The sequence below is a fragment of the Luteimonas kalidii genome (genome assembly GCF_029887935.1).
Lineage (GTDB): Bacteria > Pseudomonadota > Gammaproteobacteria > Xanthomonadales > Xanthomonadaceae > Luteimonas > Luteimonas kalidii.
This window is the reverse complement of sequence record NZ_JARXRO010000020.1, coordinates 471372-490003: the sequence shown is the minus strand read 5'-3', so window position 1 is coordinate 490003 and position 18632 is coordinate 471372. Positions and strand designations below refer to the sequence as shown.

Below are 18632 nucleotides of genomic sequence, written 5' to 3'. Positions count from 1 at the left end.
CAGCCATGATCCAAGGCCACGGCTGGACGCCGGCCGAAACCGCGCACTACTCCAGCATCGACCCGTACCGTGTCGAGAACCTACTGCGCGGCAGCATCTCTCGCTTCTCGCTTGATGCGCTGGTCGACATTGCAGCGAAACTCGGCCAACAAGTTCGCATCCGACTGGAACCCCGTTAGCCGCCGGTCAGCAGTGTGGAGCAAATGGATGGCATCGTCCGTGGCCACAATTCTCCCTCGCTCGCATTCGATCTCGAACTGCCGGGCCAGGAGCCGGCAGAAGACATCCTTCACGACCAGGATCGGCCCAGGCTGGAGCTTGTGAACCCGGAAACGTCGCCATTCCCATCCCTACGGTTCCTGCACGCAAAGGAACGCCCAGGTGACTGAAGATCCAGCAGCAACGGCAGATCAACGGCCTGCACCTCCCGTCACCGCAGACATGATCCGGCGGATCCTCCTCGGCATGGAGGACGCCGAGATTCGCTATCGCTTCCTTCTGGACTACAACGACCAACTGGAGAACTTTGTTGGCCACATGGTGAACGCATTCCTGGCATGGGAACGCCTCGATGCGCGGATCACAAAGGACGAACCGAGTGCACACCTCACCGCGCTCGTTTACGGTGCTCTGCATACGCACCTCGTGGCGATGAAACTCTTGCTGGAGGGCTTGCTAGTTCCTTCCGGCAACTCGCAGCGTTACGTCCTGGAAAGCATCGCCACGGCCCTGCTGCTGTCCAGACCATCACTCGGATATCTGGATCGCTACGTCAAGAACACCTATTCCACGACCAAGGCAATCCGGGACGTCACAAAGCACGCGAAGACGCTGGGACTTGAGAAGAGTGCGCTCGCGACACTCAGCCAGCGCAGCAAGCTCTACGACCTCTGCAGCCATCCCACGCAGTTTGCGTCCGCCTCACTGTTGACGCTGCAGGCAGAGAATCCACAAACTGTCCTGGGCGGGCACTTCGACGAAGGAAAGGCGCTGGCCTACGACAACGAGATCTCCTCGCGTACCAGCCTAGCCGGCCTTTTTCCCAACATCATCTACGCGGTGGGACGCAATTATCTGGATCCGGCCTGACACGTCTCGCCTTCCGAATCCCGCCCCTCGTCCGTGATGCCACGAAGATAGGCGCCCGAGAGTACCGGGTCGATCCGTGCCGCTTGGGCCAGCGCCCATGCCGACCACGCCTCGAGTTCCGCGGGAACCCTGCTTCCGGAGTTGATGCTGATCGCACGCACTTCCTCCACATAGGCACGGATGTCGCGCGCCTGCCGTAGCGCCAGCGCCTCCCCGAGCAACCGATCGACCCGGGCCTTTTCTGCTCGGATACGTCTCTCCCGAGCCTGTCTGGCTTCCTCCTCCCGCTGACGTCGCGCCTGCTCGATGAGATCGGCTTTTCGATTGGTCAACCACTCGAAGCGATGTCGCTCTCCAAATCGGTAACGCATCTCGCCCAGTACGATCAGGCTGACGACGATCTGCTGCAGGTGCGATTCGACCCGGTCGCCAGGCTGATCCAGCCACTCGCTGCGAATTCCTTGCAGTCCTTCGTACGAGGCCGCGATCCGGAGCACCAACTTCTCCGTCGCTGGACGCACCAGTTCCTCCGAGGTGCGATATCCCGATCGCCCTCGTTGATGGGGATGGTCCAGATGGAATCCCACGTACTGTTCGCCAATATGGGCGCCGAAGTCGCTCGGATCGTTGCCCGACAGGGCGCCTTTCATTCCGCAACGCCCCAGGGCGGCGAAGATGCTGCTCAGTATGCGCAGCCTGCGTTGCTCGAACGGCGACGCGAACAGGGGCCGATCGGATCGATAGCTGTAACGCTTGCGGGCATCCTCCTCCCGTCGCAGCAACCCCGCGACCAACCCATGCGGTGCGCGCAGATCGCGCACCATCGTCACCTTTCCCACCAGCCGCGAGACTCTGGCCACGAGTTCTTCGACCGGCTCCGAAAACTCCGGCGGTGGCGGGATCTCTGCGTCGATGAGTTCCGCGTCAGGAATGCTCTGGCGCCAGTACCTGCCGCGCCCCGGACACACCAGGTCCGGCATGCCCAGGCCGCGCGCAGGAAGCGCGGGCCGGAACACGCGCTTGCCCGACTGCACTTTCGCCCAATGCCCACGCGGCGGGATCGGGACCAGGTGCTTGCGGCAAGTCTTGGCCAAGGCCACGTCCGATATGTCGAGACGGGTCGCGACGGTCTTGATGGGCTCCGACCAGACGGCGCGATAAAGGGCTTCGCGCGAGATCCGCTGCGCACTTCCATTCGCGGCCAAGTCCGGTCTCCCCTATGAAGTCGTGTCATTGCGGCATGCCTTCCACAGGGCGGGCTGGCAGGGAGGGCACGGGCCACATTCAATTCAACGACGCTCCAAGCAACGGGAAACCCTACCCGCAAATGCTCTGCGTTTACGTCCTTGTTGCAGCTCGGCTACTGCAACACCAGATCGCGGTTCACCACCACACGCACCGGGAATCCCACCCGAACCGTCAGCGCCGGCTGCAGGTCGAGATTGCGCCGCGTTATCTGCTGACCGACCTGGTTGACGGTGTCCTGCACGCTTTCGCGCGTGGCGATGACGATGCGGCCGTCGGCGCCCACGCGGTCGGGCGCGGCCAGTTCGGCGCCGACGCCGATCAGGGTCGAGAGTGCGGCACCGGCAAAGATGCGGCGCCAGTGCCAGTCCACGCGGTCCTCCAGCCCTGACTGGCCGGCCGCGTCGGTCGCGGGCAGGCGGTCAAGCACCAATGAGGTGCCGTCCGGGCGGATCAGGCGCGTCCACACCAGCAGCACGCGGCGCTGGCCGTAGGCGACTTGGCTGTCGTATTGGCCGATCAGCCTTGAGCCCTGCGGCACCAGCAGGTGCTGGCCGGTCAGGGTGTCGTAGACGTGCTCCGTGACGGTGGCGATGACCTGGCCCGGCAGGTCGGAGTTCACTGCGGTCAGCAGCGCGGCCGGGATCACGGTGCCGGCCATCAACTGGTACGGCGAGCTCGGCGTCTGCAGTTCCGCAGTTCCGTAAATCCGGCTGTCCGGCTCGGCGTCGACGAACGCCTGCTTGTCGGCCTGCCGGTTCTGCATGGCGTACTCGTCGGCGTCCTGGCCGGGCGCGGCCGGCATGAGCGGGATGCCCGGCGCGGCGGTGTCGCCTGCCACCGGCATCGTCGCCGCCGACGCCGCGGAGGACGATGCCGCCCGGACAGCCTGGAAGAACACCGGCGCTTTCGCGGCAGCAGCGGCCTCCTCCTGAAGCCGCTGCTGCTCGGCGCGGGCCGCCTCGTCTTCCGCCAGCGCGCCGTCGACCCCCTCACCGGGAGCGGGCGCCTCGTCCTCGGTGCGAGGCAGCGCGGGCATCGGCATCTGCCGATAGTCGCTCGGCAGCGCCTGCAATCCTTCCGCCGGCGTCACCCGCTCGACGTTATGAGTGTCCCGCGTCGGTGCGTCGCGCCTCTCCGGCGTGCGGAACGCCCAAAGCGTCACCAGCAGTACGCCCGCCGCCAGCCCCCCGACCAGCACCATCAACGTGCGGCGGTTGAGGCGCGTCACCGGCGCCGGCCGCGCACGCAGTTCCAGCTTCGCCGCGTCCTCCTTCGGCGGGACGCTCACCGTCGCCCTGCCCTCGCCGCCCGGCGCTGGCCGTCGTCGCGTTCGATGCGCACCACCTGCTGCCGCTCGCTGCCCAGACGCAGTTCGGCCGCGCCGAACAGGCGGTCGACGACCAGGTACGGCAGTCGCACCCGGTAGTTCACCAGCTGCGTGTCGCCCTCCGCGCCGATCACGAACAGCGGCGGCAGTTCACCCTGACCGATGCCCTGCGGGAACTGGATGTAGACCTTGCGGCCGTCGTCGAAGGCGCGCAGCGGGCGCCACGACGGCGCGTCGCCGCTGATCGTGTAGCGGAACCGCAGCTGCTCCAGCGCGATGCCTTCGGCTTCCGGCACCATCGTCTCCGCGGAACGGTCCCGCGCATGCAGCGCGCGCACCAGGTCGCCCGGATAGGTCCACTCCACCGAGGCCATCCACGTGCCCGACGTCGCCGTCAGCTCCAAGTGGTAGGTGCGCCGATCGGTGCTGATGAAGAAGTTGGTCTTCAGGCCCGCACGATGCGGCCGGACGATGAGGTGCACGCGTTCGTCCTCTCCGCTGCCGCTGACGGTGTCGCCGATGATCCAGCGCGCCGGGTCGCCGGCCACCGAGATCAGCTTCTCGCCCGGCTGCAGCGCGATGTCGGTGACGTGTTCGGGACTCGTGTAAACCTGGTACAGCGCGCCGGCGCTGTAGGGCCAGACCTGCATCGCGTTGACGAAGCCGTCCTTCACCGGCTCGATGCGCGCCATCCGGTTGGCCGAGGCGATGTCGCGGGCGGGATCCACGGCCGCCGGCCTGGCAGCGCCCGGTGCCGGCTTGAGCTGTCCGGGCAGCGGCAGCGGCGTCGGTACTTCGACCACGGTCACCGGCGCCGGCGGCTCGGGCGCGGGCAGCGCCTCGATCTCCAGCGGCTCATCCAGCGCGATCTCCGGCGCCGGTCGCGTCGTCGCGCACGCGGCCAGGGCGGCACACAGCGCCGCGAGCATCAGCATTCGGTTCATGGCGTTTCTCCAGCGCCGGCGGCGCCGAGTTCGCGGCTCCAGTCCAGCCCGTTGACGTAGATCCCCAGCGGGTTCTTGCGCAGCCGCACCGCGTCGCGCGGCGGCTGCAGGACGACGGTGACGATCGCGGTCCAGCGCTCGACGTCGCCGGGCGAACCGCTGACCGTGCTGCGCTCGATCCAGCGCAGCTGGAACGAGGATTCCGAGGCGCGCACCACGCTGGTCACTTCCACCGTCACCGTGACCCGGCCGACCCGCGCAAACGGATCGCGCTCGCGCGCGTAAGCGTTCAGCGCGGCCGCGCCACGATCGGTGGCGTAGTCGTAGGCCTCCAGCCAGTTGCTCCGCAGCACCACCGGGTCGAGCGGCAGCGAACGCACGTTGCGGATGAAGCGCTCCAGCTCGCGCGCGATCTGCGCGTCCGTCGGTCGATAGGCTTCCAGTGCCGGCCCAACGGCGCGCACTTGGCCGTGGGTATCAACCTCGACCACGTAGGGCGTCACTGTCGAACGGCCGAGCTGCCACAGCAACCCGCCGACGATCAGCAGCGACAGCGTTAGGCAACCGAACGCCATCAGCCGCCAGTTACGCGCCTGCACCCGCGCCGTCCCGATGCGCTCATCCCAGACCTGCGCCGCCTTCTGGTACGGCGTGACCGGTTGCGGCGTTTCGGAGTAGCGCAGGTCCGCGCGGCGAAAGCGCATCATTCATCTCCCAACTTCGGTCCGGCGCCACCGCCGCCGCGATCGGACGACCGCACCACCATCGCCGCGGTCGCCAGCCCACGCGTCGTGCGCTGGCCGCTCTCCTTCATCCGTTGCGCCCATCGCGGTGCAGCGCCCGATCCTCCCCCCGGCGAGCCAGCCGGCTTGCCGCCAGCCATTGCTGACGCTGGCGCCGGCGAGGCCTGCGGCGCCCGCCCGCGCGTGCCCGCACCGAGCGCGCCCCCGGCGATACGTGCGGCGCCTGCCGCCGCTCCGCCGGTCGCAGTGGTGACACCCGCCGCGGCCAACGCCACGCCCGCGGCGGCGCCGGCGCCCAACTGTGGTCCGCCCGACACCAAGCCGGTGGCGATCCCAGGCCCGAACAGGCCCAGGCCGAACAACGTCAACGACCCGAGCATGATCGCCAGCGCATGGTCGATCGACGGCTCGGTGCCGGGCGGTAGGGTGAACTCATCGAACAGGCCCGCGCCGATGCCGACGATCACCGCCAGCACCAGCACCTTCACGCCAGACGACATCACATTGCCGAGCACCTTCTCGGCGAGGAACGCGGTCTTGTTCCACAGCGCGAACGGCACCAGCACGAATCCGGCCAACGTCGTCAGCTTGAACTCGATCAGGGTCACGAACAGCTGCACCGCGAGCACGAAGAAACTCAACACCACGACGATCCATGCCAGGAACAACACGGTGATCGAGTCGATGTTCATGAACACCTGCGGGAACCCGGACATCTCCTGGATCTGGTCCAGCATCGGCCGCCCGGCGTCGATGCCGACCTCGGCCAGACGTCCCGGTCGCAGCAGTTCGGCCTCGCTCACGGTCGAGCCTGATGCCATCAGCCCCAGCCCGGCGAAGGAACGAAACACTACGCCCGCCAGCATGTTGAAGTTTCCGATGATGAAGGCGAAGGCGCCGACGTAGAGGATCTTCTTGATCAGTTTGGCGATGACGTCGTCGTTGCCGCCCATCGCCCAGAACAAGCCGGCCAGCGTCACGTCGATCACAATCAGCACCGATGCCAGGAACGCCACCTCGCCACCCAGCAGTCCGAAGCCGCTGTCGATGTACTGCGCATAGACGTTGAGGAATCGGTCGATGACGCCGATGTCGTCCACCCAAGGTCACTCCTTCAACGTCGGCCGGCCTGGCTCGGACAGTTCGATCGGTCCTGACGTGTAGCGGGCACCGCCATCCCCCATGAAGCGGCGTCGGGTCGCCTGCACCGAGGCGATGCACAGCTCCTCGCTGATCGCCTGCCAGTCTTCGCGACATAGCCGCCGCACCTCCTTCAGCCGCTCCGGATCGCGCACCAGTTCTTCCACGAGTTCCGCCGACAGCGAAGGCGTCTGTTCCGGCATCGGCTGCGGCGGTGCACCGCTGCCGCAGCCGCCCAGCAGTGCCAGGATCACCCACAATGAGCTCGTCCTCATCGGTCTCCTCCAAACAGGCGCACGGGCTCGCCGGTGTACGGCGTCTGCTCGGTCATGAAGCGTCGGCGCAGCTCACGCGCGCGCTCCTCGGCGGCCACGGCACGCGCCTGTTCCAGTGCCGTGGCCCGACCTTGCGCCGCCTGCAGTTGCTGCGACTGGATCAGCTGCCGCGACTGCAGTGCCAGCAACTGGTTTGTGGCCTGCGCCGCCTGCAGCGTACCGGCGGCCGACTGGCTCCGGCCCACAAGATCGGACAGCACCGTCTCATCGTCCGCGACGCTCTCCACCACCCACGCCTGCAGTTCGATCGCCGTACGCAACGCTTCCAGCGATCCCTCCCAGCGTTCCAGCGCATCCGCACCCAGTGCGTCACGCGACATCGTCGCGTCGTAGCGCTCCGGGTACAGTCGCGCGAACTCCCGCTGCGCCCGATCGACGTCGAAGGCGATCCCGCGTGCCTCGTCCAGCAGCTGCTGCGTCTGCGCCAGCGTCTTCCGCAACTGCCCCAGCACACTGAAATCCAGCCCGGCGAGGTTGCGCGCATCGTTGGCCAGCATCTGCGCCTCGTTCTGCAACTGACGTACCTGGTTGTTGATCTGCTCCAGCGTCCGCGCCGCGGTGAGCATGTTCTGCGCCAGGTTGCTCGGGTCGACCACCACCCATTGCGCCTGCGCGGGCGCAACGGCAAGCCAGCCGGCAATGCACAGCGACAGCACGATCTTCTTCATGACACGGTCTCCAGCAGCGATGACGAAGCGGTGGCATCGGCGCCCGGGAGCTCACCGAGCAGGTCCGCCGCCCAGTCGAGCCGGCAATGGCGCAGCCAGGCGCCGGCAAAACCGGGCGGGCCGCCGTCGGCCAGCACGCGATCGATGTCGCGCTGGTGCTCGGGCGTCGATGCGCCGGCAAAGGCAAGTGCCACTGGGCCGAGGTCGAGGTCGAACAGCCGGTTGCCCAGCCGCGACTGGTAGTAGTACTCGCGCTTGGGCTGTGCCCGTGCAACCAGCTCGATCTGCCGCGCGTTGAGCCCGAAACCCTCGTACACCCCGCGTAGCTGCGGCTCGCCGGCCTGCGGGTTCGGTAGGAAGATCCGGCTGGGGCAGCTCTCCACCAGCGCGGGCGCGATCGCCGAGCGCTGGATGTCGGCCAGCGACTGGGTGGCGAACACCACCGACACGTTTTTCTTGCGCAGGGTCTTGAGCCACTCGCGGATGCGGCCGGCGAACGCCGGATCGTCGAGGAAGATCCAGGCCTCGTCGAGGATCAGCAGGGTCGGCGCGCCATCGAAACGTCGTTCCAGCCGGTGAAACAGGTACGTGAGCACCGGAAGCACCGCGCTGCGCGCGTGCATCAGCTGTTCCATCTCGAACGCCTGCACGTCGGCCGTGCCCAGGCGTTCGCCCTCGGCATCCAGCAACCGGCCGTGCGGCCCGCCCAGCACGTACGGCGCCAGCGCCTGCCGCAGCCGGTTCTCCTGAAGCAGTGCGCACAGTCCGGTCAGCGTGCGCTCCTCCACCGGCGCCGTGGCCAGGCTGCCGAGCGCCGACCACACCGCGTCCTTTACCCCGGGATCAGTGTCGATGCCCTCGTGCGTCAGCAGGCCGGCCAGCCACTCGGCCGCCCAGCTGCGCGTGGAAGGATCGTCGATGCGCGCCAGCGGCTGGAACGCCACGCCACCGTCGCCGCCGAGATCGAAGTGCTCGCCTCCCAGGCCCAGCACCGCCGCCCGGATCGAGCGCCCGGTGTCGAACGCGAACACGCGCGCGCCGGGATAACGCCGGAATTGCAGCGCCATCATCGCCAGCAGCACCGATTTTCCGGCACCGGTCGGCCCGACCACCGCGGTATGGCCGACATCGCCGACATGGGTCACCAGCCGAAACGGCGTAGTGCCGTCGGTGCGGGTCACGATCAGCGGCGGCCCGTCGAGGTGCGCGTTGCGCGCCTGCCCGGCCCACACTGCCGATACCGGCACCAAGTGCGCGAGGTTGAGCGTCGATACCAGCCCCTGGCGCACATTGGCGTAGCAGTGCCCCGGCACCGACGACAGCCACGCCTCTACCGCGTTGAGCGTCTCCGACACCGCCACGAAGCCGCGACCCTGTACCACCCGCTCCACCGCCTTGCGCTGTGCTTCCACTGCCACCGCGTCGGCGTCACGCACCACCACGGTCATGGTGACGTAGCCGTAGGCCAATTCGTCGCTGCCCAGTTCCTGCAGCGCAACGTCGGCATCGGCCGCCTGGTTCGCCGCATCCGAGTCCACCAGCGGGCTCTCCTGCTGGAAGATCGTCTCGCGCAGCAGCGTCACCACGCCCTTGCGCTTGGCGAACCACTGCCGACGCAGCCGCGTCAGCTCGCGCTCTGCCTCGGCCTTGTCCAGGCACAGGAAGCGCGTCACCCAGCGATAGCCGAAGCCCAGCCGGTTCAGCTCGTCCAGCATCCCCGGCCAGGTGGAGCCCGGGAAGCCACGCACCGTCACCGCGCGCACGTGCGACTCGCCCAGCCGTGGTGCAATCCCGCCCGCCAGCGGCGTGTCCGCCAGCCAGGTATCCAGGTGCATCGGCACCGCGGGCACCGCGACCGGGTGCCGCACGTTCGACACGGTCGCGTGCAAGTAAGTCAGCGTCGCCGCGTCGTCCAGCCACGCCACTTCCGGCAGCGCGCCTTCCAGCAACGCCAGGAAGCGGTCGGTCTCGGTCACGAACTGGTCGCGCTGCTGGCACCAATCCACACCGCGCGGGTCGGTCGCCTCATAGAGCAGACGACCCGCCCGCGCCCGCGACTCGGGCGGCGGCAACCACGACAGCGTCAGGAAGTAGTCGCTCTCGAAATGCGAACCGACCTCCTCGAACGCACCGCGCCGCTCGGCGTCCACCAACCATGACAGCGGCTCCGGAAACGCGGATGCCGGATAGTCGCCCGCTGGCCGGCGATCGGCCTCGACGAACAACGCCCAACCGCTTCCGAGCCGGCGCAGCGCGTTGTTCACCCGCGCCGCGGCGGCCACCAGTTCGCTTTCGGTCGCACTGTCCAGATCCGGACCGCGGAAGCGTGCCGTACGCTGGAACGCGCCGTCCTTGTTCAGCACCACGCCCGGCGCGGCCAGCGCCGCCCACGGCAGGTAGTCGGCCAGCTTCGCGTTGCCGCGGCGGTACTCGGCCAGCGACATCACGACGCCGCGTCCAGGAACGGCCGGTGCTTCACATGCCGCGCGAACACCTCCACGAACTGCGGATCGGCCCTGGTGCCCCAGACCGACAGCGCATGGCCCGCAAGCCACAGTACCAGCCCAGGGACCCATTGCTGCAACCCGACGCCCACCGCCGCCGCCAGCGTGCCATTGGCGATCGCCAGCGCACGCGGCACCCCGCCGAGCAGGATTGGCGTGGTGAGCGAGCGGTGTAAAGGCACCTCGAATCCTTGCGCGGCACTCATGCCACCACCGCGCCGCCAGCGAACGAGAAGAACGACAGGAAGAAGCTCGACGCCGCGAACGCGATCGACAATCCGAACACGATCTGGATCAGCCGTCGAAACCCGCCCGAGGTATCGCCGAAGGCCAGCGTCAGCCCGGTGACAATGATGATGATCACCGCCACGATCCGCGCCACCGGCCCCTCGATCGACTCCAGCACCGACTGCAGTGGCCCTTCCCAGGGCATGTCGGACCCGGCCGCCTGCACCGACCCAGCAAGCAGCACGAGCAGCAAAATGACACCGGCATCGATCCGCTCGACCAGCCGGCCACGGGCAACACGGCGTCGATCTATCACGGCGCACCTCCGCAAGAGGAAAGTCACCGCCCCAGCCGCGAGCCGACTGGTTGGTCAGGGGAAGGCAGGTCCCGCGGGCCGGGGCGGTGGAGCCGCATCATTGGGCAGGCAGGCGCCGGCGAGCAGGGAGAATCGACACGCCCCGGCGCACTCTCCCTGACACTAGCCGCGCATGGCTAGATGGTCTCTGTCACGGTGACGCCACTAGCCCTCAGCACGCGCCCAGAAGCACGATCCTCGACCAGAAGCAAAAAAAGGGCCGTCATGAATCCGGAGCGGAGCTTCCGGTTCACGGCACAGAGATCTAGCGTGACTTGGCACAGCCAAGTCAACGAATGACGCCGCCGAACTGATCCGCGTCAAGCCTATTCATAGAGAACGCAGACCTCTCGCCTGCGCGGCCGCCTGTTCTTGGAAGTACTGGATCCATGTATGGTGAGAACTGGGTTCGCTATCAATCCTAATCTCCTACAGATGGCGTTCATGGCTTCTTCGCCACGGTTCCAGCCTTCATCACTCGCCACCGCATGTACTGCTCCCGCCTGGACCTGTCCGGATCTTCCTGGTCCAGCAACCAGAACCTGAACCAGTCCAGGTTCCGCTGATAGACGGCCAACCTGTGCTTCGGCATGAACTTGAAGTGGGCCTCGTCGGGAAACACGTAGAGTTCGGAGCGTCCGGCCTTGATCAATGGAACCGTGTAGTCCAGCGCCTGCAGGTACTCCTGCTCCGGTAGCTGCATGAGGATCGGTGCCTGCACCTTGTCCAGGTTGAACACCGGCGACAGTATTCGCCAGCGCTCCGGCGTGGCATCGGGCGCCTGCAGTTGCCAGTACGTCTGCAAGGCGGGAAGGAAGGTGTCGTCGTAGAGGTTGCGCAACTCGTAGGTGAGCGGCGTGTGGGCCGGGGAGCTCACCGAAGCCGCCGCCAGCAGGTCGGAGTTGACGAGGGTCCACAGCGTGACTTCCGCTCCCAGGCTGAGGCCGCCCATTCCCACCCGAGAGCGATCGATCTCCCCGGTTGATGCCAGCAGGTCGATCGCGCTCCTGACCGCCGACATCCCCTGGTTGTATCGGTCCACTGCGTCGAGCGGCAGAGGGGCGTAGTTGATGCAGAGCGCCGCGACGCCCTGCGCGGCCAGCGAAACCAGCGGCCACTCGTCGCCTGTGCCGCCGCGCACGAAGCCCGAGCATTGGTAGTAGTTCACGAACAGCGGAGGAGCGGCACGGCTTCCACTGCGCGCCGGAAAGAAGTAGCCGCTGAATGCCTGGCCGCTCGCATCGGTCCAGCGAAGGCGTCGTGCGGGCGTCGTTGCCGCGATATCAATGGCCAACGCGGCATTCGGCTCGAACAGGGCCCGCCGCTCGCCGGTGTCCAGGTCGATGCGCTCCAGATACGGTGGCCGGTCGGCCTCCGCAGCCACGCAGACCATCACGCGCACCGAAACACCACAGGCGCTCAGGGGATCGCGGCCGCCGTTGACGAGGCCGTTCGCCTGCACGACCGGAACCACCGTGCCTGTCTCGACGTTCCATCGGAAGATCGACTGGCTCGAGCCCGCATCGCGGTCTGTCACGGTGAACAGCAGCTCGTCGCCGCCGGGCCGCCACCGGATGTCGGTGATCGGCTTGTGGCGGCATTCCCCGGCCCGGCACGTGATCGATCGCCGCCCTGCCGGGTCCAGCAGGACCGTCAGCTCGGAGTACGGCTGCACGTACAGGCCCTGGCCACTGCCGCTGCGGACCAGCGTCGCAGTCCGGCCGCGCTGGCGGTCGATGGCCCGCTTCCACGCCCCACCTTCCTTCCCGGGCATGGACTCCGCTGCGACCGCCTGGCGGGCGGCAGGCGAGAGCTCGCGCTGCTGTCCGGTCACCATGTCGAGTGCGAGCCACCGGTCTTCGACGTCGGCCAGCAGGCCTGCCCTTTCGAGTTCCCTGCCCCCGCGGTAGCGCTGCGTCGCCGGACGCCCTTCGATGAACCCCGAACGGAACAGCGGCTGTCCGATCGGGACGGACTTGTCGAGGAGAACGCCTTGATCGTACTGGGCGCGCTCCGCGGCGGCGACCTGCTCGCGCGTGGCTCCCACGCTGTAGATCAGCGTGCGGCCATCCGCGTCCAGAGAGAAATCCCGCACGTCCGCGGAACTCCCCGTTACCGCTTCGGCGGCCGAGCCGTCCGCCGCGGCACCCCAGACATCGATCCTGCCATCGACCATGGCCCGGTAGTAGATCCAGCGCCCGTCCGATGACCAGACCGGTGCTTCGGGAGCCGAGAGCCCGTGGAAGGCATGCATTGCGAAGCCCCCATCGGAGACTCGCAACGGAGGTGCTGCACCGTCCACGTCCTGGACATACCAGGTCGTGACGATCGTGTCGCGCTCGATGTTGGCCTGCTCGAGGCGGAAGGCAACGTGTCGGCCGTCCGGCGAGATGACCGGACGACTGAGGTCAGCAACCTCAACGAGCCGACGGGGCGGGATGGCCCCAGCGTCGCGTGTACCTGCTACCGCGACCACCGCCAGGACCAGGGCAAGCAAGTGCCCCCGCTTCATTCCCGTCGACACAGGTGCTGCATGGACTCGCACGGATGCCCGCTCCCGCGCCCCCCGCGGCAGTATTGCACCCTCCACGCTCACCACCTCAGGGAGGCCGACAGTGCCAGGAACCGGCCGACTGCCGAGTAGTTGGTCGGGTCGTACGGCAGGGCGTAGACCTGCGGCGCCGGCGTGTGCAGCGGCGGGCTTCGGTTGAACAGGTTCTGTGCGGAGAGTGCGAGCTCGAGTCCGGGCCATCGGCTGTGGTCCCGATCGATGGCATAGCGCAGCGTCGCGTCGAACGTACTGAACGACGCACCCTCCTCGGCGTTCACCGTGTCATCGACGCCGCTCGTGTAGTTGGCAAAGGTCGAGGCGGTGAGGTTGCCGCGGTTCCAGACCACGCCGAGCCGGCCATTGAGCTTCGCCGGGTTGTACAGGGTGCCGGCGAGTCGGGTGTCGGCCTGGCCTGGGGCGAGCTGCTGACTGCTGTCCAGCCAGGTCGCCGACCCGCGCAGCGTCAGGCGGCCCGCGCCCGCGTCGATCCGGTACGAGGCCGACAGATCCAGGCCTTCGACACGCTGGCGGCTCACGTTGACGAAGCGGCCGCGCAGTATCGCCACCACGTTGCTTGGGTCGTACGTCGCGCCCGAGTAGTTGAGGAACGAGCCCGCACTCTCGATGACTCCGGACTGCTCGCCGGCGGACGGCGCGTAGTCGACGAACGGTGCATACACCGGATTGCTGAGCCCTTGTGCCGCGTTCGCGAAAGGCTGCACCACGCGATCCTCGTAGTCGATGTCGAACCAGGTCAGCTCCGCCTCGAGGTCGGGCAGCGCCTCGGGATGGAAAGCGAGGGACGCCGTCCATGTCCGGGCCCGTTCCGGGCTCAGGTTCCGGTCACCGCCGACGAGGTAGATGGCCGTCGCATCGGGGGGATAGCCGGCACCGCCGAGTGCCGCCGCGGGATAGAGCAGCGCCGTCACGTAGTAGTAGCCCTGGTAGAGCGTGGGCGCCTTGAACGACCTGCCCCAGCTCCCTTTCAGAGTGACGTCCGGACTCGGACCGTAGATCACGCCGACCTGCGGAGTCGTGACCCGGCCGAAGCTGTCGTAGTCCTCGCTGCGGGCCGCGAGTGTCGTCACGAGGCGCCGCGGGCCTCCGGAGCCGGCCGCAGTCTCCATCCATGGCAGCTGCATCTCGGCATAGGCGAAACGGCTGGACTCGGCGCCCTGGTAGCTCGGCAGCCCGTTGACGTCCGCAAGGTAGTTGTCCACGTGCAACCGGTTGGTCCGGCGACCGAGGCCGGCCGCCAGCCGCGCCTCGCCACCCGGCAGACGGAACAGGGGGCCTTCCACACCCAGTTCGTACGACCGGCCCTCGTTGCAATAGCACTCGCTGTACAGACGCGTGGACGCACCGGAGGAAGGGTTGATCAAGGACTGAGACGAGACGCTTTCATTCCTGCCCCATGCCCCGCCCAGGGTCAGCGTCCAGTCGCGCGGCAGGAAGAGATCGATGCCTGGCGAGACCCAGTCGACCGTGGTCTCCGGCGCAAGACGGTAGTACGGGGTGGCCGCGGCGAGGACGAACTCGTTTTGCTGCCCCCGGGTCGACCGGAACGCATCGAGACGGAGCTCGGCAACCTCGCCGGCCTGCTGGTGCGCGCTGACGAGGCCGCTGCGCAGATCGCTGGCCGGGTAGATGGTCCGGGGCCCGGCAAGCGATGCGGTGTAGCTGCGCTCATCGGCATAGATCGGGTCGACAGACTCGTTCTTGTAGGTGGCGAGCAACCCGCCCGTCCCCCACGAGGTGCCGGCAGTGGCGGTATGGCTCCGCGTCGTCAAGCCGCCGCGGGTGGCGGTGCCGTATCGGGTGCCCACCGCCACCCCGTCGAACCCACGATTCAGGATGACGTTGGCCACCCCGCCCACCGCATCGGAGCCGTAGATCGCTGACGCACCATCGGCCACGATCTCTATCCGGTCCACCGCTTCGACCGGGATCGCGCCGATGTCGATGGCCTGGGAGAACCCGTCGTAGGGAAGGCGACGCCCGTTGAGCAGCGTCAGCGACGCGTCCGGCCCAAGGCCCCGCAAGTTCAAGCCGGAGCCTCCGGTCAAGTTCTGGTTGGCAAGCCCTGCACCGAGCAGGTTCGCGCTGGGGACTTCCGGGTTCTGTCCACCGGAGAAGTTCTGCGACACGCTGCGGATCACCCCACCCAGGTCGGTGAAACCTTCCTCGCGGATGCGCTCTGCACCGATGGTAATCACCGGCGAGGGCGAGGTGCCGCCACGAATACGTGTGCCGGTCACGGTAATGTTGCCTAGATCCTGCACCTCCGGTTCTCTTGACTGTGTGGTTGACGGAGGATTACGTGTCTCTGCTTGCGGCTTCACCGCAGGCACAGCCCTCTTGATCACCACCGTCCGCGCGTTAACGCGTTCTGCTTCCAGTCCGCTGTCCTGCAACAATTGTCGTAGTGCATCCATCGGCGGATGGTTGCCGGTCAGCCCGCCGCTGCGCTTGCCCTTCAGCAGTTCCGGTGGGTAGATCAGCTGGATGCGGCTCTGGGTACCAAAGCTGGAGAGTGCACTCTCCAGATCCCCCGCATCGATGCGATAGGCCAGCGCCTGGTCCTGCGCGTAGGCAATGGCTGGGTACGCCAGTGCGCCGCCCATCAACAGGATCGCGTTGAGAATGGCGACCCGCAGCTTATTCTTCCCCATGCCGTTTCCCCGGTAGTGCCAGTGGAACGACGCCTCGACCGCACGCGTGGGCGCGGCAGCATCGATGCCCATAAGACGGAACCCCGGAAACCTTTCCCTACCTCACCGCTGAGGACCGGGACAAAGTGCCTTAATCGCGACGGTAGAGGACGACCTCGTCGGTGGAGGAACGCTCGGCCCGCAGCGACCAGCCCAGTTCCAGTGCCTGGATCAGCGAGGCCGGGTCGTTGCTATAAAACTGGCCGCTGATCTTCAGCTCGTCCAAGGCCGGCTGGCCCAGCCGGATCTTGACGGTGTTATAGCGGTTCATCTCCGCGGCTACCTCCGCCAGCGGGCGGCTGCGGAATACGAGTTGTCCCTCGGTCCAACTCTTGGCGCTCTCCGGGTCGAAGCTGCGCTTGTCCCAGCGGCCGGCGGCGTCGAAGTCGAGTTGTTCGCCCGGGGCGAGCGTGGCCACGCGCGGCGCGTCGTCGCCAGTTGCGGCACTAATTTCTACCACGCCCTTGATCAGCATGACCTCGACGCCGCTGCTGCGCCTGCGCACCTGGAACTCGGTGCCGACGGCACGGACGGTGCCGAGGCCGGTGTGCACGAGGAACGGGCGCTTGGGCTGCGACGCCACGGTGAACTGCGCCTGCCCACGTTCCAGCACCACTTCGCGGCGCAGGCGGCTGTAGCGCACGGCCAGCGACGAGTCTGTATCCAGCAGGGCGACGGAGCCGTCGTCGAGGGTCAGGGTGCGGCGCTCGCCGACCGCGGTGGCGTAGTGCTCCTCGGGCTGCGGCGGGTTCCAAGAGCGCCAGCCAATGCCAAGCGCCAACACCAGTACGGCGGCACTGGCCAGCGACAGCGTCCAGCGCAGCACGCCGCCCCGGCGACGCTTGCGTTGCAGCCGTTCGCGCGCAAGCCGGGCGGCGGCACGCAGGCGCGGATCTTCCCCAGCGCGCTTGGCCAGCTGGAACACGCGCTCCACCTCCGCATAGGCGGCGGCGTGCGCCGGATCCTCGAGGCGCCAGCGGGCGCAGGCGGCGCGGTCGGCGCTGGTGCAGTTGCCCATCTGCATGCGCATGAACCAGCGCTCGGCCTGGTTGCGTTCGGTCTGCGGCGGTGGAATCTGGCTCATGCCCGTATCCTTATGACGCAGACGGGCCGCGTTTACCCAACTGCGCTCGCAGCGCAGTCAAGGCCCGGGTCATGTGCTTCTCCACGGCCTTGAGCGATATGCCGCAGGTTTCGGCCACCTGCACGTACGTCATCCCCTCGACCCGGTTGAGCAGGAAGATCTCCTGGCAGCGCGGCGGCAGCGTGAGGATGATCTCGATCGCGGCGGCCAGTTCCTCCTGCTGCGCAAGGTGCTCATCATGGGTGGGTTCATCGGTGGATGTGGCGCCCAGCGCGTCGTCGACGGTTACGTGAGCGGCGGCATGGTGGCTGCGCGCGTAGCGGTGCTGGTCGTTGGCGACGTTGACACCGATGCGGTACAGCAGCCGCTTCCACGCTTCCGGCGGCTCGCTGTCGCGGTAGCGGATCATCCGGATCAGGCTTTCCTGCACCGCGTCCTGCGCGTCCTCCTCGGTGGGCAGGCGGGTGCGCAGGAACTTCAGCAGCGCCTCGCGCTCGTCGCGCAGGAAGCCCTCGAACCGTTCGTCCAGCGGCGACTCGGCAGCCTGCGCCACCGCGATGATCCAGGCTGGCTGGAAGCCGTTGCTCATCCGTCCCGATCCACCACGCCCCACCGCGCGCCACAGGCAACTGTTGCGCAGGAAGCCTCGGGGCCATGGCCCGATCATCGAGCGCGGGGCGTTGCAGATCAAGCAATTGCCGTGAGTTTTACGAATTTTCCGCGGCGTGGGCCGGAGAGGTAGGGAGAACGTGGTCGTGCTGCGTCTTATAGCCTCGGAAAGCGAAAAAAGCCCCTCTGCTACGCGGATTCCACACGATAGTCCTGCCCATCCAACCCGCTGACCCGTGCGATCTCGCGCACGCGCCGTTCGCTGCCGCGGCCTTCGAGGTGCACGACGAGGTCGATCGCTTCCGCGATCAGCGGCCGCGGCACGGTAACGACGGCTTCCTGGATCAGCTGCTCGAAGCGGAACAGGCCGCCGCGCACCGAGTCGCCGTGGATCGAGGCGATGCCGCCTGGATGCCCGGTGCCCCAGGCCTTGAGCAGGTCCAGCGCCTCGGCGCCGCGCACCTCGCCGACGATGATGCGGTCCGGCCGCAGCCGCAGCACAGAACGCACCAGCCGCGCCATCGTCGCCACACCGGGCCTGGTGCGCAGCGCCACGTGGTCGTCGGACAGGCACTGCAGCTCGACGGTGTCCTCCAGCACGATCACGCGGTCGCGGGTTTGCGCGATCACCTCCAGTAGGGCGTTGATCAGGGTGGTCTTGCCGCTGGAGGTGCCGCCGACGATGACGATGTTGCGGCGTTCGCGCACCGCGGCACGCAGGGTGTCGGCCTGTGCCCGCGTCATCACACCATCGGCCACGTACTGCTGCAGCGGGATGACGCTGCTGGCGTGCTTGCGGATGGCGAAGGTGGGCGCGCGCGCCACTGGTGGTAGCAGGCCCTCGAAGCGTTCGCCGGTTTCCGGCAGTTCCGCCGAGAGCACCGGGTCGCCTGCGTGGATCTCCACACGCACATGCGCAGCCACCAGGCGAATGATGCGTTCGGCATCCTGCGGCAGCACGGTGATCCCGGCCGGCTCGCGACCACTGCGCTGCTTGTCCAGCCACAACGTGCCGTCGGGATTGACCATGACCTCGACCACCTGCGGATCCTCCAGCGCGGCGGCGATCACCGGCCCCATCGCCGTACGCAACATG

Annotated in this window: 17 protein-coding genes; 2 read left to right on the top strand and 15 right to left on the bottom strand. The window is 67.5% G+C overall.

What is annotated here, in order from left to right; genetic code table 11:
• Positions 1 to 5 precede the first annotated feature (5 nt).
• Entirely contained in the window at positions 6 to 179 is a 174-nt protein-coding gene (locus tag QFW81_RS15720) for an XRE family transcriptional regulator (RefSeq protein WP_280580108.1), read from the top strand.
• Positions 180 to 381: 202 nt separating this feature from the next.
• Complete coding sequence (locus QFW81_RS15715) at positions 382 to 1089, top strand: hypothetical protein (RefSeq protein ID WP_280580106.1); 708 nt, start codon at positions 382 to 384, stop codon at positions 1087 to 1089.
• Here QFW81_RS15715 and QFW81_RS15710 read toward each other — a convergent pair.
• The 15 genes from QFW81_RS15710 to trbB all read right to left on the bottom strand — a co-directional run bounded on the left by QFW81_RS15710 (position 1071) and on the right by trbB (position 18631).
• On the bottom strand, positions 1071 to 2294 hold the full coding sequence (locus QFW81_RS15710; protein WP_280580104.1) for a hypothetical protein: 1224 nt from the start codon (positions 2292 to 2294) through the stop codon (positions 1071 to 1073). The two genes, QFW81_RS15715 and QFW81_RS15710, sit on opposite strands and share 19 nt — an antisense overlap.
• A gap of 155 nt (positions 2295 to 2449) precedes the next feature.
• Complete coding sequence (locus tag QFW81_RS15705) at positions 2450 to 3625, bottom strand: TraB/TrbI/VirB10 family type IV secretion system protein (protein ID WP_280580103.1); 1176 nt, start codon at positions 3623 to 3625, stop codon at positions 2450 to 2452.
• Positions 3622 to 4608 (bottom strand): P-type conjugative transfer protein TrbG, encoded by a 987-nt coding sequence (trbG, locus tag QFW81_RS15700; RefSeq protein WP_280580101.1) that lies wholly within the window; start codon positions 4606 to 4608, stop codon positions 3622 to 3624. Before trbG ends, QFW81_RS15705 begins: the two co-directional genes overlap by 4 nt.
• Positions 4605 to 5312 carry a conjugal transfer protein TrbF gene (gene trbF, locus QFW81_RS15695; RefSeq protein ID WP_280580099.1) on the bottom strand — a complete coding sequence of 236 codons (708 nt, stop codon included), beginning with the start codon at positions 5310 to 5312 and terminating at the stop codon, positions 4605 to 4607. Before trbF ends, trbG begins: the two co-directional genes overlap by 4 nt.
• Positions 5312 to 6451: a P-type conjugative transfer protein TrbL gene (gene trbL, locus QFW81_RS15690; RefSeq protein WP_280580097.1), complete on the bottom strand. Its 1140-nt coding sequence runs from the start codon at positions 6449 to 6451 to the stop codon at positions 5312 to 5314. Before trbL ends, trbF begins: the two co-directional genes overlap by 1 nt.
• Positions 6452 to 6457: 6 nt before the next feature.
• Entirely contained in the window at positions 6458 to 6766 is a 309-nt protein-coding gene (locus QFW81_RS15685) for an EexN family lipoprotein (protein ID WP_280580096.1), read from the bottom strand.
• Positions 6763 to 7494: a P-type conjugative transfer protein TrbJ gene (trbJ, locus tag QFW81_RS15680; protein WP_280580095.1), complete on the bottom strand. Its 732-nt coding sequence runs from the start codon at positions 7492 to 7494 to the stop codon at positions 6763 to 6765. Before trbJ ends, QFW81_RS15685 begins: the two co-directional genes overlap by 4 nt.
• Positions 7491 to 9941, bottom strand: coding sequence for a conjugal transfer protein TrbE (gene trbE, locus QFW81_RS15675; protein WP_280580094.1), 2451 nt, complete (start codon positions 9939 to 9941; stop codon positions 7491 to 7493). Before trbE ends, trbJ begins: the two co-directional genes overlap by 4 nt.
• Positions 9938 to 10204, bottom strand: coding sequence for a VirB3 family type IV secretion system protein (locus tag QFW81_RS15670; RefSeq protein WP_280580092.1), 267 nt, complete (start codon positions 10202 to 10204; stop codon positions 9938 to 9940). Before QFW81_RS15670 ends, trbE begins: the two co-directional genes overlap by 4 nt.
• Positions 10201 to 10509, bottom strand: a complete 309-nt coding sequence (locus QFW81_RS15665; protein ID WP_280580542.1) for a TrbC/VirB2 family type IV secretion system protein — start codon at positions 10507 to 10509, stop codon at positions 10201 to 10203. Before QFW81_RS15665 ends, QFW81_RS15670 begins: the two co-directional genes overlap by 4 nt.
• Before the next feature lie 514 nt (positions 10510 to 11023).
• Positions 11024 to 13078, bottom strand: coding sequence for an Atxe2 family lasso peptide isopeptidase (locus QFW81_RS15660; RefSeq protein ID WP_280580091.1), 2055 nt, complete (start codon positions 13076 to 13078; stop codon positions 11024 to 11026).
• A 95-nt stretch (positions 13079 to 13173) separates the two neighbouring features.
• Complete coding sequence (locus QFW81_RS15655; protein ID WP_280580090.1) at positions 13174 to 15876, bottom strand: TonB-dependent receptor domain-containing protein; 2703 nt, start codon at positions 15874 to 15876, stop codon at positions 13174 to 13176.
• A gap of 58 nt (positions 15877 to 15934) precedes the next feature.
• A complete protein-coding gene (locus QFW81_RS15650; RefSeq protein WP_280580088.1) occupies positions 15935 to 16927 on the bottom strand; it encodes a FecR family protein in 993 nt (330 codons plus the stop codon).
• A 10-nt stretch (positions 16928 to 16937) separates the two neighbouring features.
• Positions 16938 to 17516, bottom strand: a complete 579-nt coding sequence (locus QFW81_RS15645) for an RNA polymerase sigma factor (protein ID WP_280580086.1) — start codon at positions 17514 to 17516, stop codon at positions 16938 to 16940.
• A 209-nt stretch (positions 17517 to 17725) separates the two neighbouring features.
• Positions 17726 to 18631, bottom strand: a complete 906-nt coding sequence (gene trbB / locus QFW81_RS15640; RefSeq protein ID WP_280580541.1) for a P-type conjugative transfer ATPase TrbB — start codon at positions 18629 to 18631, stop codon at positions 17726 to 17728.
• Between the last annotated feature and the right edge of the window lies 1 nt (position 18632).